General features: G+C 31.7%; 9 protein-coding genes. 7 read left to right on the top strand and 2 right to left on the bottom strand.

Translation table 11 applies throughout. The features are described from left to right. Positions 1-14: 14 nt before the first annotated feature. The gene (gene clpB, locus N2712_04200; GenBank protein MCX8029180.1) at positions 15-2606 is read right to left on the bottom strand and encodes an ATP-dependent chaperone ClpB; all 2592 of its coding nucleotides are present in this window, start codon (positions 2604-2606) and stop codon (positions 15-17) included. A gap of 512 nt (positions 2607-3118) precedes the next feature. On the opposite strand from clpB, the gene N2712_04195 reads away from it, so the two are divergent. Both N2712_04195 and N2712_04190 read left to right on the top strand, forming a co-directional pair. Beyond that, on the top strand, positions 3119-3346 hold the full coding sequence (locus N2712_04195) for a hypothetical protein (protein ID MCX8029179.1): 228 nt from the start codon (positions 3119-3121) through the stop codon (positions 3344-3346). A gap of 11 nt (positions 3347-3357) precedes the next feature. Next, on the top strand, positions 3358-3789 hold the full coding sequence (locus N2712_04190; protein MCX8029178.1) for a DUF327 family protein: 432 nt from the start codon (positions 3358-3360) through the stop codon (positions 3787-3789). Positions 3790-3955: 166 nt separating this feature from the next. Here N2712_04190 and N2712_04185 read toward each other — a convergent pair whose 3' ends face one another. Continuing rightward, positions 3956-6814, bottom strand: coding sequence for a tetratricopeptide repeat protein (locus N2712_04185; protein ID MCX8029177.1), 2859 nt, complete (start codon positions 6812-6814; stop codon positions 3956-3958). A 103-nt stretch (positions 6815-6917) separates the two neighbouring features. Here N2712_04185 and N2712_04180 point away from each other — a divergent pair, with 103 nt between their 5' ends. The 5 genes from N2712_04180 to N2712_04160 all read left to right on the top strand — a co-directional run bounded on the left by N2712_04180 (position 6918) and on the right by N2712_04160 (position 14552). After that, the gene (locus tag N2712_04180) at positions 6918-7964 is read left to right on the top strand and encodes a TRAM domain-containing protein (GenBank protein MCX8029176.1); all 1047 of its coding nucleotides are present in this window, start codon (positions 6918-6920) and stop codon (positions 7962-7964) included. 110 nt (positions 7965-8074) lie between these two features. Then, positions 8075-9154: a glycosyltransferase family 4 protein gene (locus N2712_04175; protein ID MCX8029175.1), complete on the top strand. Its 1080-nt coding sequence runs from the start codon at positions 8075-8077 to the stop codon at positions 9152-9154. A gap of 97 nt (positions 9155-9251) precedes the next feature. Further along, positions 9252-9761, top strand: coding sequence for an adenine phosphoribosyltransferase (locus N2712_04170; GenBank protein MCX8029174.1), 510 nt, complete (start codon positions 9252-9254; stop codon positions 9759-9761). A gap of 90 nt (positions 9762-9851) precedes the next feature. Then, positions 9852-11174 carry a serine/threonine-protein phosphatase gene (locus N2712_04165; GenBank protein ID MCX8029173.1) on the top strand — a complete coding sequence of 441 codons (1323 nt, stop codon included), beginning with the start codon at positions 9852-9854 and terminating at the stop codon, positions 11172-11174. Between the two features lie 84 nt (positions 11175-11258). Next, positions 11259-14552 (top strand): AAA family ATPase, encoded by a 3294-nt coding sequence (locus N2712_04160; protein MCX8029172.1) that lies wholly within the window; start codon positions 11259-11261, stop codon positions 14550-14552. The last annotated feature ends 51 nt before the right edge of the window (positions 14553-14603 follow it).

Here is a 14603-nt window from a genome sequence, read left to right as displayed (position 1 = left end):
TTACATTTACACCATTAGTTATAAGTTATAAATTTGATATCGCTGGATTGGTAGGAAACTACAACTGTATCACCTTCTTTTATTTTGCCGCTTACAATATGTAAAGAAAGTTTGTCAAGTATTTCTCTTTGGATTGCTCTCTTGAGAGGTCTGGCTCCAAACGTCTCGTCGTATCCCACCTTAGATAGGTATTCTTTGACACTATCATCAATCTTTAGTGATATTTTCTTATCTTTTAGTCTTTCAATAACTTTCTCGAGTTGTATGTCTATAATATTGATAACATCGTTCTTACTAAGTTTTCTGAATATTAGTATTTCGTCTATTCTGTTTATGAATTCTGGTCTAAAGAATTTAGTTAGTTCTTTTACTATTTTCTCCCTAATTTCTTCGCTATTTATACTTTCTTGAGGAATAGTAGATACTAAATCAGTTAAGATGTTAGATGTCATTATTATTATTGTGTTTCTGAAATCAACAGTTCTACCCTGTCCGTCAGTTAATCTTCCATCATCAAGTATCTGTAATAGTATATTGAATACATCAGGATGTGCTTTTTCTATTTCGTCAAATAATATAACTGAGAAAGGTCTTCTTCTTACTGCTTCTGTAAGTTGTCCACCTTCTTCGTAACCTACGTATCCTGGTGGAGCACCTATAAGTCTTGCTACGGAATGTTTTTCCATATACTCTGACATATCAATTCTAATCATTGCCTTTTCAGTGTCAAACAAGAACCAAGCAAGCGTTTTGGCAAGTTCTGTTTTCCCTACGCCGGTAGGACCTAAAAACATAAATGAACCTAAAGGTCTATTTTCATCTTGGATTCCAGCTCTAGCTCTTCTTATAGCATTCGAAACTGCTATGACCGCATGATCTTGTCCTACTACTCTTTTCTTTAGTTCTTCTTCCATTTTGGTTAATCTTTCTCTTTCACTTTCCAACATTCTCTTTACAGGAATACCAGTCCATTCAGATACTATTTTAGCAACGTCTTCTTCTGTTACTTCTTCTCTTAGAAGGGACCCATCCTTTTGTAATTCTTTGAGCTTCTGAGTTAGTTCATCAACTTCTTTTTGTTTTTGGGGTTTAAGACCGTACCTTATTTCTGCTACCTTATTGTAGTTTGCTTCTCTTATGTATCTATCTTCGAGTATGGATAATTGATCGATTTCTTCCTTCAGAGATTTTATTCTAGAAATTATTTCTTTTTCTTTTTGCCACTGAGCCTTTAAGGAATTAAGTTTCTCACTAAGATCTGCAAGTTCCGCTTCTACTTTAGCCAACCTGTCTTTTGATTCAGTAGAGTTATCTTTCTCCAAAGCATGCTTCTCAATCTCAAGTCTTGCAATACTTCTGTTCAACTCGTCAATCTCCTGAGGCATACTATCAATTTCCATTCTTATTCTAGATGCGGATTCATCTATCAAGTCTATAGCTTTGTCAGGTAAAAATCTATCTGAAATATATCTATGTGATAGTGTTGCTGCTGCAACCAATGCCTTGTCTGATATTTTAACTCCATGATGTACTTCATACTTTTCTTTTATTCCCCTTAGTATTGCTATTGTGTCCTCAACAGAAGGTTCAGCAACAAAAACAGGTTGAAATCTCCTCTCAAGTGCTCTATCTTTTTCTATGTATTTTCTGTATTCATTGATTGTAGTAGCACCTATAACCTTTATTTCTCCCCTTGCTAATGCTGGCTTGAGCATATTACCTGCGTCAAGTGCTCCTTCAGCTGCGCCAGCACCTACTATCATGTGTATTTCATCTATAAATAGTATTATCTCACCGTTTGATTCTATAACTTCATTCATAACAGCTTTTAATCTTTCTTCAAACTCACCCCTAAATTTAGTACCGGCTATTAGTGCACCCAAGTCAAGAGCTAATATTCTTTTACCTTTAAGACCTTCAGGTACATCGTTATCTACTATCCTTCTAGCAATACCTTCAACTATAGCTGTTTTACCGACTCCAGCTTCACCAATCAATACAGGATTATTCTTAGTCCTTCTAAGCAATATTTGAATGGTTCTTCTTATCTCACTATCTCTGCCTATCACAGGATCTAGCTTTCCTATCCTTGCAAGTTCTGTAAGATCTTTTGTATATCTTTGCAAAGCATTGTATTTTTCTTCGGGTGTTTCATCTACTACTCTCTTATTACCTTTTGTTTCCTTGGTCAAAGTGTAGAAGTTATTGTAGGTTATACCGTATTTATCTAGGATGGATTTGAGTTGTCCATTGGAACTTCTTAAAATACCTAGCATCAAGTGTTCCGTTGATACAAACTCATCTTTCATCTTATTTGCTTCTTCTAAGGCATAATCAAGTGTTTTCTTGAAGTCTCCACCTATGTATGTTGAACTTATCCCTTGTATTTTAGGCTTTTGAGATATCAAATAATTTATCTCTTTACTGAGGTCGTCAATCCTTACCTCCATACTTTTTAGCAATGTATGAACAAAATTCTCTTTTTCAGTTATAAGTGCTAACAAAAGATGCTCGTTATTAACTTCTTGGTTATCATTCTTATCCGCTATCTCTGTTGCCTTTTGTACTGCTTCACGAGATTTTAATGTCAATTTTGATAAATTCATATATCACCTCCTAACTCTATACAATTGATACAAATATTGTGCCAATTTATTTAGTTTTGCTAATTGGTTAAACGAAGTGTATTTTATCTGGAGTTTGAGATTTTGGTACTCTATTTATTATTTATAACAAATGGGATGGTTTTGTGTTTTTCCGAAAGGCCAACAAGATTTTTTGTTCTAGATTTCTACTGTAGTTCAGAGTCATTTTTTGATACTTATAGCTAAAAAGTGTAATATTTATACGCTGTATAATACTTACACAATTTGGTAAAAAATTATACTTTATCAACTTTTAGGGGTGAGTATTGAGTCAGTGGTGATATAAGAAGTATTTCTAAATACTTGTTTGATTAGAGTTTTATATTCATTCTGTTTTTATCTACAAAAATCAATTGGTGACTTGCTATATGTTTACGGTTGTTTTTTGTTCATTCGAGTATTAAAAACTTTAGTTTGTAAAATTGTTGAAAAATTGTATATTATTCTTCACAATCTTTGACAGGAGGTAAGTTATGGAAGAAAATCTCATTGGATATTCAAGGTTTTTATTTATGGGAGATAAGGAAGATTTTGATGATGAAGATTTCGACGAGGAAGATTTTGATGATGAATTTGAGGATGTAGAGGATGAAGAGTTTGAGGATGAAGATTTATTTGAAGATTATGAAGATGAAGAGTTTGAAGAAATAGAAGAAGAGGAAGAGGATTTTGAGGATGAAGAGTTTGAGGATGAAGAGTAAACTAAAACAATATGAACGTACCAAAAATACAAAATAGGGGTTACTCCCCTACAAAAATATCAAAATCTGGAAGTTATAGAACTAATACGTTTTTTTTTGATAACCTACAACAAGAAGTTGGTAGATTGGTAAGTTCAGATTTGGATGAAATACTCAAAAAGCTTAATAAACTTGGTGAGGATACCGAAAAAGGTTTTAGAGAGGATAATATATCAACATATAGAGAGGTATTAAAAGAGCTTATAACTAAAGTACTACAAGTCGTGAGAGTTATTGAGAAGTCATCCAATAGAAATAAAGATAAAATTCTTAAAGTTTTGGTTGTAAATGATGAGAAACTAAAACAAATGTTAGAAGATGTTATATCTTCGGAGCTTAGTAAGCTCAAAGTCAAGGGTATTATAAAGGAACTAACGGGAATAATAGTGTCTCTTAAGGTATAGTTTAATCAGTATTTATTTCTATCTGTCAAGCATTTTTTGTAATGGTTGAAGAGTTGTGTGTACCTGATTAAATAGCTTTATTTGAAGAGATATTAGTCTTGAGATATTAGAGTTTATACATAAGTTTTGTGCATTTTGTAAAATGCACATGGTATGTGCTTAACATTTAATCTTTTGAGATATAAGAGTATATATACTTGGGTATAGAATCAGGTATTTCCTTATCAACAGAAAAGTTTCTGTATTTTATCATAGTTGGGTGAAGTATGAGTTTTAAGTTATATTCTGCGTTTGGGTAAATAGAATTTATCTTTTCAGCATAGTTTTTGGCTTCCCACCAACTCAGCAGAGCATTTTTTACATTATTTTTACTATCTATGAGTATGTAAGCAACTCCTTGATTATTGTATGTTCTTATTAAGAATGAAGTTAGTTCTCTATGTTTTATGATCTTGGGATTAAGAGCTGGTATTTCTTCTAGTATCTTTTGATAACCTTCTATTGATTTGTTATACTGGACTAATGCCATATCGGGTTTACCGAGTTCTAGATATATGTTACCCATAAACTGTGACAGAAGAGGATTTTGTGGATCACGTATGTAAGAGTATGAGAGGTATTTGAGAGATTCATTTAGCATACCATTGTTATAATATATCTTAGCTATGTTGTAGTTTATTGAAGATAAATAGTTTACATCTTCAGGTTCGCCTATTTTTAAACCTTCTAGATAATATCCTAAGGCTGTGGTATATTCCTTATTTTCATAAAAAATGTCACCGAGTTTGAAATATGCTTCTTTTTGTGATGGATCTATGGATATTGCTTTTTTGTAGTTTTCAATAGCAGAATTCTTATTGCCAACTAAATAATCAATATTGGCTAAAAGAATATATGATTTTGCGTGTTTTGGATTTAATTTAAGCGATGTATTGAGATTTTTGATTGATTCTCTATAGTTTTCATTCTTAAATAAGTACCTGGCAAATTCATAGTAATATTCTGGATCTTTAGGATTTATAGTTGATAACTCAAACAGAATCTTCTTAGCTCTACTCAGATCATTTTTATCAATGTAATATCTAGCCATCTCTACTCCAACTGGTTCCGAGACAGCTTTTTCGTCGAGTTTTTTTATATAATCATGTATTTCATCTACTTTTTCTTTCTGATCAAGTCTTATGTATATTGATATCAATCTAAATAGTGAAGGTATATGGACATTATCTTTTGATTTTAAGTACTTCATGTATAGTATTTCTGCATCTTTGTAATAGTTCTTCATTTTGTAGTAGTCACCCATTTTTACGTACACTTGTGCATTGAGATCAATGCCACGGAAACTGTTATCTTCTTTTCTACGAAACTCTTCAGAATATTTAAGTGCTGTTTCGAAGTTTGGTATAGGAAGTTTGGTTAAGGCTTCGACATAGTTTAGGCTAGTTTTATAGTCATAAGGCCATATCTTTAGAGCGTCCTCTAATTTTTTGACGGCTCTTTCAGGTACATTATTATATAAATATCTTTGAGCATATGTATTATACCATTCTACTTTTTTGCCACCTACTTCTTCTGCTCTGGCAAATAATTTCTCTGCTTCATCGTAGTAGCCAGCGTCTATAAGATTAAGTCCCCTATTGTAAAGGTTTTCGGAGTACATCATTCTTGAGACTGTTGTAAATACTACAAAACCAATTATTGCCATGAGACCTATTATACCAACTGCTATTACAGATCTTTTCAGGACTTTTTCAAGTGCTTCTTCAGCTTTACTTTTCTTTGCTGCTATTATAACTCTTCTTGTAGGTTGTTCTTCAAATCTGTAGAAGGGGGCTATACTTATTATGTAATTTTTCAGATCTTTGGGTTGTGGTTGACTGGAAATGAAGTTAAATAACTCTTCTATTTGTGCTTCTGTAATTATACCATTTGTTATAAGATCTTTAACTGCTCTCCTTATATCGCTTGGATACTGCTTAAGTATTGATACTACTTTCGATGGATCTAGTTCAGATGGTTTAGTAGGTTTCTCTACGGGGTAAGATTTGGGTATATATTCTTTTGATTCTTCTACTAATTCCTTAGGATATATTTTTTGTTCAGGAGCAACTTCTGTTATTCTCTCGAAAGGTTCTGCAGTTTCTCTTTGAAGTTCTTCAAAAAACTCATCTGGAGGTGAAGTTTCTGATGAAACTTCTTCGGCCTCTTCAAATCCTTTTATAATCTTTTCTGCTTCGATAAAGGAGTCTTCTGGAGTAAATCTTTCAAGTCCTAAATCTTTACTTTCTCCAAACTCGCTAGAAAACAAAAGACTTTCTTCTTGCTGACCTAGTTCGAAAGGTTTTTCAGGTTCTTCGAAACTGAATTCTATTCTTTCTTCAGGTTTGAATGTATCTTTACTTTCTTTCTCATATTGTTCCCAGGTAAGTTCAGATGTTTTTATACTTTCTTCTTCTTTATCTAAAGATTCTTCGTAGGATGTTACTTTTTCTTTTCTTTCTATTCCCAAAATACTTTCAAGCTCTTCGGATGATAGTTTTTCTTCTTCAACTTCTCCTATTTTAAAATCCTTAAGCAGATCAAGAGGTTCCGAAGATTGTTCGGGTATATAAGTCTCCTTTTCTACTTCTTGTGAGATTTGTGTTGCTTCTTCTTTAACGAACTTAGATTGTATTTCTTGTTTGATTACATCCGGTATTGTTAAATCTTTTATAGTTTCATATGTTGGCAATGGGTCATCAAATACAGATAGAAATTTATCTATTTCATCTCTTTGAGATTCATTAGGTCCTTCTGGAATAGATGATTCTATGTAAGATGTTCTTTCAGAAGATTTGCTACCTGATGTTTCTCCATAGCTTAAATTCAATTCATATGAATCAAAATACTGATTCTCTTTTTGCTGAGTCATTTCGCTAGATTCTTCGTAAGCTTGTTGTTTTGCCTCTTCTATGGACGAGAGTAACCTATCTGGAGTTATAGTGTTTTCTTTACCTAAGTATGAAAAAAGTTTATCGAAGTTCATATATACAGTAAGTATATTATAAGTATAGGTAATGTTTCTAAAATGTTAAGTCTATCAGTTAATCTTTTACAATAATTCAATATAGATTAGGGGGTTGTGATTTATGAAACCAAGGCAGCTACTTAGATTAATTGTACCTATATTTTTATTATCTATACTTGGATTAGTTTATGGTATTATCGTTAATGAAGTAATATTGTATACAATAGTTGGAGTAGTATTTGGTTTTATAACATTCTTTATTGAAAGAGTAGTGACAAATATAAAGTTTGACATAATATATTCTTTTCTTGGGGGTATAGCAGGTTTTTATCTGGGTACGCTACTGGATACAATATTAAAGGATATTTTTTCTGCTCTTGGGTATAAGTCGGATATAAAACCTTTTATCCAGCTTGCTTTTTCATACATAGGTTTCTTTACTCCTATTTTTGTTAAGGGACTAAAACCTTTTTATGCACCCTCGATAGAAAGAGAGATATCACATCAAGAGCAAGAAATATCTCCGTATAGATACAAGATACTTGACACATCAGCAATAATAGATGGTAGAATATCTGAAATCGCAAAAACTGGTTTTCTGGATGGTGTTATATATGTGCCTAAGTTTGTGCTACATGAAATACAAATGTTAGCAGATTCACAAGAAAATACTAAGAGAAATAGGGCCAGAAGAAGTCTTGATATCCTAAATGAGCTTAAAGAAATACCTCATGTAAACCTTAAGATAATCACAAGAGATTACGAAAACATTCACAAGACAGATGAAAAACTCCTTAGATTAGCAAAGGATATAAATGGTGCAATAATAACAAACGATTACAACCTAAACAAAGTTGCCAGAATAGAAGGTATAAAGGTACTTAATATAAACGATCTTGCTGTTGCATTAAGACAAATATATTTACCGGGTGAAAAGCTGACTGTTCAGATAATGAAAGAAGGAAAAGAAAAAACTCAAGGTGTAGGTTATCTGCCTGATGGAACTATGATTGTTTTAGAAAATGGTAGAGAATATATAGGTAAGGAAGTTGAAGTAAAGGTTACAAGTGTTCTTCAAACATCTTCGGGTAGAATTATATTTACACAACTAGATGATGACTTTCAACACCCAAATCAGAAAGTATCTCAAAGAACTGTAAGGAGATAAATTTACATAGAGCTATGAGTATAGAAATGCTGTACATCCTATTTTAATTTTGTGTTGGTAAAGTTGATTAGAAAATTATTGAGGAGATACTTAAGAATATTTCTTTAAGTATGAGAGTGCTTTTGGATGCAAGAAGCATAACAAGGACAGGTATAGGTAGTTATACTAGAATGTTAATATATGGGCTTCTGAATTCTGATGATATTCATTTGACACTTATGGGTAGTAAAGAGTCAATAGACAAGTTTTTTAAAAATATATCAACCATTGAAACTTCAGAATCAATATACTCGTTGAAAGAACAGATTTCTACATTCTTGGCTGAAAAAAGATCAAAAGATGTGGACTTGGTACATTATGTCAACTACAATAAGTCATTTCTTTCAGTATTACCTTATGTTGTAACAATACATGATTTGATTCAGTTTAAATTCAATTATGGCAGTACTTTGAAGAACGCGGTTGCAAAAAACTTAATGAAAAATTCGATTGAAAAAGCAAGTGCTGTGATATGTGTTTCAGAAAATACTAGAAAAGAACTTCTAGAGTTGTATCCTAATATTTCATCTAGGACTTTCGTAGTTTATAATCCTGCTTTAAATCCTTTAGTAAGTAACTATTCTTATGTTGATGTAAAAAAGAAATACGGAATAGAAAAGTATATACTTTGTGTAGGAATAAGAAAACCTCACAAAAACTTTGGTGTTGTTGTTAGAGCATTAGGAATGTTAAATAAAGATTATCCTAATTTGTATTTAGTAATTATTGGTAAGAAGTTTGAGGTATATGATTACCTTGATGAAGAAATAAAAAATGCTGGTGTTGGTAATAGGGTAGTTGCTCTAGATGGAGTATTTTATGATGAACTAATATCCTTCTATAAGGATGCAGAGATTACTGTTTTATCTTCATTAGCGGAAGGATTTGGTCTTGTACCGTTTGAATCAATACAACAGGGGACTTTGCCTTTGGTGTCTGATATACCTGTTATGAGAGAGTTGTTTTTTGAAGAGAATGAAATATTTTTTGATCCTTACTCTGCTGAGAGTCTTTCCGCTAAGTTGTCTTACTTTCTTGAAAAACCATACGAAAGAAAAAATCTAGTTAAGAAATTGGGAAAGTACTTGAGTATATACTCATTTGAGAGATTTATAACAGAGACGAAAAATATTTACCAGAAAGTTTTTTGATGATTACTTTTAGTTTTGGGTTATATATGAGAATTTTAAAGTTGAAAGGAATAAAAAAACAGGTATAAGATTAAGTTTAGAAGTATTTGGAGGAGCTATGGACTATAAGAAGTTCATAAGAGATGTTCCAGACTTTCCCATAAGTGGTATAATATTTAGAGATTTAACAACGCTATTCAAAGAAGGTAGAGTGTTTAAAAGTGCTGTTAACGATCTTTATGAGTTGGTAAAGGATATTCAAATTGATAAGATAGTTGCACCCGAAGCAAGAGGTTTTGTATTTGGTTCTTTGTTAGCATATCTCAAAGGATGCGGTTTTGTACCTGTGAGGAAGCAAGGGAAGTTGCCATATAAGACAATATCTTACAGTTATTCTCTCGAATATGGAAATGCTGTTCTTGAAATGCATGAGGATGCAATATCAAATGGTGAAAAAGTGTTAGTAGTTGATGACCTTTTAGCCACAGGTGGTACTACTAAAGCCATGATAGATATGGTGAATAAACTAGGCGGGCAAGTAGTTGGTGCTGCTTTTCTAGTTGAGCTATCCTTTCTGAAAGGAAGAGAGAATATAGGTATTCCTGTATACTCTCTTATAGTTTATTAGTTGATGATAATATTCAAACTGCTGCTCTCAAGGTACGGAAGATTAGTATCTTTGATAATATATTCATCTATATTTGTATCTCTATCGTTTATGTTTCCCAATCTATCAAGTATTATGATTCTGGTTTATTCTTTGACTGTTATCGGGATGGTTTTTTTATACAAAGCCAATTTGAGTTTAAGCAAGAATTTTCTGGTAGATTTTGTTGAAATAATTTTTACAAGAATGTACGATTTTCCTAATAGGAAAGATTTTTTCAATGTTATTAAAAGTATATTCAATACAATAGGTTTAAAGGTAAATAATGTTTCTGTTTACATGGATACTGGGCACGATTTCTACGAACTAGTAGGAACAGATTCTAAGATTAACTTCCTTAAGGGACTACCTAAAGATGGTTTGCTTATATCTGAATTTATAAGTTCCAATAAAGCTAGGTTGCCATTTATAGATACTAATAATACTACACTAGTCCCTAAAAGTGTTTTTGAGAGCTCTTATAGGCTTATGTTAGAAACCGATTCTAATTTCATTATACCGATATACTCTCCGAATTATGATCTGATTGGCTTAGTGTTCTTTAGATCTGATACAGTCAGTTTCAGAAAGCTTTTTTATATGTCACAATTTATTAATATACTTGGTATGATGTTTAAGACCATAACTGATGCTGAGAAGAAAAAAGTTCTTGAGGAAGATTTGAAAATAGCATCTCAAATACAATCCAGACTCATACCTACTAATTACATAAACAACAAGTGGTTTGAATCCTATGGGGTATACATTCCTGCTTATAACATTGGTGGTGATTACCTAGATATAATAGAAGGTGAAAATATATTCTCATTCACAATAGGAGATGTTGCAGGTAAAGGAGTATCAGCAGGACTTGTTGCTATGATGGTTAAGGCGATAATAAACTCGATACTTATAACTCCTAAAAACTTGGGTAGTGTAGTGAAGAGTGTGAATTCATTTATCTATAAACATCTGTATAGTGAAGAAAGTTTAATGACTTTTATAACCCTGTTTATCCTTACATATATTCCCAAGAGTAAAATGTTATACTACATAAATGCGGGGCATGTTCCAGGAATACTTGTTAAAAATAAAGATATAATTCTACTAAATGCGGATACAAGACCTTTGGGTATATTTGAGAAAATAGATTTTGTTAAAAAGTCTGTAACAGTTAATACTGGTGATATGCTAGTACTTTATACAGATGGCTTAATAGAACAAATCGACAGGAGGGGTAGAGAGTTTGGAATATCTAGACTTAAGGATATACTTGTGAGTTTAAATCAAGATCAACCTAAAGAAATAGTTGAGAAATTAATAGAAAATTTGAAAGAATTTTCAGACCAGGAGATAAGTGATGATGTTTGTATACTTGTAGTAAAATTCAAATAATTGTATGGATAGTTGGTTTTTTGTAAGAGTAAGTAGAATAGATTTGGAATTGACATATATAATACTCTTCGTGGGAGGGGATGGATGCCTGTTTTTCTCAAAAAGGTTGAAATCTTCGGTTTTAAGTCCTTTGCTGATAGGTGCAAAATAGAGTTTCATTCTCCAATTACCGCAATAATAGGTCCAAATGGAAGTGGTAAAAGTAATATTATTGATTCAATAAGGTGGGTACTTGGTGAGAGTAGTTTAAAAGTGCTAAGAGGTGATACATTTGAGGATATTCTTTTTTCAGGGTCTCAGTATAGATCATCATTGAGTGTTGCTGAAGTATCTTTAACGTTTGATAATACTTCAAGGATACTTCAATTGCCGTTTGATGAAATTGAGATAACTAAAAGATATTACCGATCTGGAGAGGGTAAAGTACTAATTAACGGTCAAGAAGCTAGAGTTAAAGATGTAATTAGTTTATTTCTTGGAACGGGTTTCGGTAAGGAGGGTTATGCTATTGTAGGACAGGGAGAGGTGGATAGACTTGTTGTAGGTACTCCCCAGGAGAAAAGAAACTATGTCGATGAACTTTTAGGACTTTCCAAAGTTAAATTTAAGAAAAAAGAAGCAGAAAAAAAGTTGCAAGACATTAATCACCATTTGTCTGTGCTTACTGTCAAACTAGAAGCAACTGAAAAAGAATACTTGAGGCTCAAAAATGAATCGGAAAAGCTACAAGTCTACAAGAGGCTCTCAGAAGAGTTAGAGAATTTCGAGAAAATATACATATACAAAAGAGTTAAAAGTTACCAAAATGAAATCAATCACTTGAAAAAAGAAAGAGAAAAATTACAGAGACAATTGGATGAAAGATATCATATCCGAGAGAAACTTTCGAGCCAAATAACAACTATTGATGAAAAAATACAGAATGAAAATTCAATACTTTCTATCGAGAGAGAGAGATTAAGTGAGATCGAAAAACAGATGAAGTCAAAAGAAATTGATAAAAAATCTCTTGAGTCCAAAATAGAGATGTCAAAAAAAACAATAGAATTGTATCAGGCCTCTATTAAAAAGGAAACTTTGAGAATTGAAGAACTTTTAAACGAAAAACAATTACTAATTAAGAAAATATCAGAAATTGAGAAAGAAATCGGGGATCTCAACTTTAAGCTAGAAAGCCTAAGAAGTGAGATAAGCAACCTTGAGCGTCAAAAAGCAATACTGGAAGAAGAGAAGAACAATGTAGTGGAAAGATTTCAAATTATCAAAGATGATTTAAGAGAAATTGAAAATAGTCTTCTAAGTATACGATTTTTAAATGCAAGAAATTATGAGATTGCAAAAACTATGGATGAACTAGGAGCTAATATCTCGAATCTAGATAACATGCTAAAAGAAAAAGAAAGTCAGAGAAATTCAATTTCTGAAGAATTGAATAGACTAAATTTTGATAAGGATGAGATGGCTAAGGAAATAAACTCTGTTTCAAAAATGATTCAAGAAACCGAAATAGAGATAAATAATCTACAATCTTTAATCAACACTCTTTCAAAAACTTCTGAAACTCTGTTTAAAGAGTTCTCAAATAACATAAGTAGTAGTGCATTAAGAGTTGGGGAGTTTATAAGTAAAGTTGATTTTGTATCTCAAAAGATTATTAGTATTTGTGATACAATACTAGGTATTGATATTGCAATTAACGATGTTAAAAGCAGTATTGATGAGATAAAGTCTCTGTCACTTTCTATATATGAAGATATAAAAACTCTACCATTTTTATCAAGTGCTACAGAATTTCTATCAAAAAAGATAGAGATAGATGAAAAAATGGTTGTAACAAAAAACAGAATAAATGAACTTAATCATAAACTTACGGCTTCAAAGGAAATTCTGTCACAACTTAAAGAGAAATACAAAGAAACTGTACTGGTTATTTCTGTGAAAACGGAAGAAATGAGAAGGTATGAAAAAGAAATTAATGCAACTATAAACGAAATGAAGGTATATCAAAACAGGCTATTCTCGCTCAAGAATGAAAAAAATTTGTTGGGTGATCAATTGTTAAATCTCGAAAAGAAAATAAAGAATCTTATGGAAGAGGTGAAAGAGTACTGCCCAGATATAGAAATAGATATTCAGAATGATATTGAAGATATCAATGCTTTGTTAAAAAATACTATGAAAAAGGTCTCAGAAAGGTTTTCTGTTAGTAGTATTGATTTTGAGTTACAGTCTATTAGCTCAACTTTATACCATAGAAAAAATGAGCTTACTCAAATTGAAATACAAACTAGTATTCTTTCTTCCGATAGGAATTCGTCTCTTGATAGGATCAATAAAATCGATGAAGAAATTGACAAGATTGATGTATTTATAAAATCGAGACAAGATGATATAAAGAGTGAGGAAAGTAACATAGTCAGAAATACTTCTGAAGTTGAAATATTATCGTCACAAATAAACGAACTAAGTGCCTCTAGAGATAGTCTCTTAAAATTTATTTCAGACAAATCATACACCATAAAAGAGCTGACTCAAGAATACAGAAAAGCTCTCTCAGAAAGAGATATATTGAGTGAAGAAATAAGTAAAATAGAAAAAGAACTTTCAGTTTTGGATCAAAAGATCTCGACATTAAGTGAGCATTTAGAAAACTTAGAAGAGGAGTTTTTGGAGAAATATGGAGTTAGAATTGATGAGATAGAATCGGTTGGTGTTGATCAAAGTGTTGAAGAGATAGGCAAAATTATTTTACAACTTAAGAATGAGATCAAAAGAATAGGATTTATAAATGAATCTGCTTTAGAGCAGTTCGAGAAAATAAAAGAAGAGTATAATTATCTCATGACGAACTTAAATGATATACTCCAAGGTAAGCAAAGAATAGAAGATATGATAAGGAATATTGATAATGAAATACATACTATTGTTTCAAAGTCTATTACAAGTATAAGTGATATAATAAGTAACATTTTTAAAGAAGTTTTTGCTGGTGGAGGAGTAGAAATTAAGATTAATGATGATGATTTAGTTGATGGTGGTATCGAGTTAATAGTTAATATACCAGGTAAAAAAATAAGAAACTTGTTTTTGCTCTCGGGTGGTGAAAAAGCACTTGTTGGAATAATATTCATATTTTCTGCACTTTTGATAAATAACACTCCGGTTGTTATAATGGATGAAGTTGATGCTCCGCTCGATGATGAGAACACGGAGAGGTTTAAAAAACTTATTCTTGCATTTCAAGATAGAGCACAATTCATAATTGTCTCACATAATAAATCTACCATAGAAATATGTCAAGATATCTATGGTGTCACAATGGAAGAAAAAGGTGTATCAAAGATAGTATCTTACAGACTTCAGGATGTTTTGACATAAACTGGTTTCGGAAATAGACTCTGTACTGTATTTTTTAAATTCTATTGGATA

It is taken from the genome of Brevinematales bacterium (genome assembly GCA_026415355.1).
Taxonomy (GTDB): Bacteria; Spirochaetota; Brevinematia; order DTOW01; family DTOW01; genus SKYB106.
This window is presented reverse-complemented; position numbering and strand designations above follow the sequence as displayed.

Coding starts and splice junctions, on each gene's coding strand:
- clpB (MCX8029180.1), bottom strand. CDS start 2,606: ATGAATTTATCAAAATTGACATTAAAATCTCGTGAAGCAGTACAAAAG.
- N2712_04195 (MCX8029179.1), top strand. CDS start 3,119: ATGGAAGAAAATCTCATTGGATATTCAAGGTTTTTATTTATGGGAGAT.
- N2712_04190 (MCX8029178.1), top strand. CDS start 3,358: ATGAACGTACCAAAAATACAAAATAGGGGTTACTCCCCTACAAAAATA.
- N2712_04185 (MCX8029177.1), bottom strand. CDS start 6,814: ATGAACTTCGATAAACTTTTTTCATACTTAGGTAAAGAAAACACTATA.
- N2712_04180 (MCX8029176.1), top strand. CDS start 6,918: ATGAAACCAAGGCAGCTACTTAGATTAATTGTACCTATATTTTTATTA.
- N2712_04175 (MCX8029175.1), top strand. CDS start 8,075: ATGAGAGTGCTTTTGGATGCAAGAAGCATAACAAGGACAGGTATAGGT.
- N2712_04170 (MCX8029174.1), top strand. CDS start 9,252: ATGGACTATAAGAAGTTCATAAGAGATGTTCCAGACTTTCCCATAAGT.
- N2712_04165 (MCX8029173.1), top strand. CDS start 9,852: ATGTTTCCCAATCTATCAAGTATTATGATTCTGGTTTATTCTTTGACT.
- N2712_04160 (MCX8029172.1), top strand. CDS start 11,259: ATGCCTGTTTTTCTCAAAAAGGTTGAAATCTTCGGTTTTAAGTCCTTT.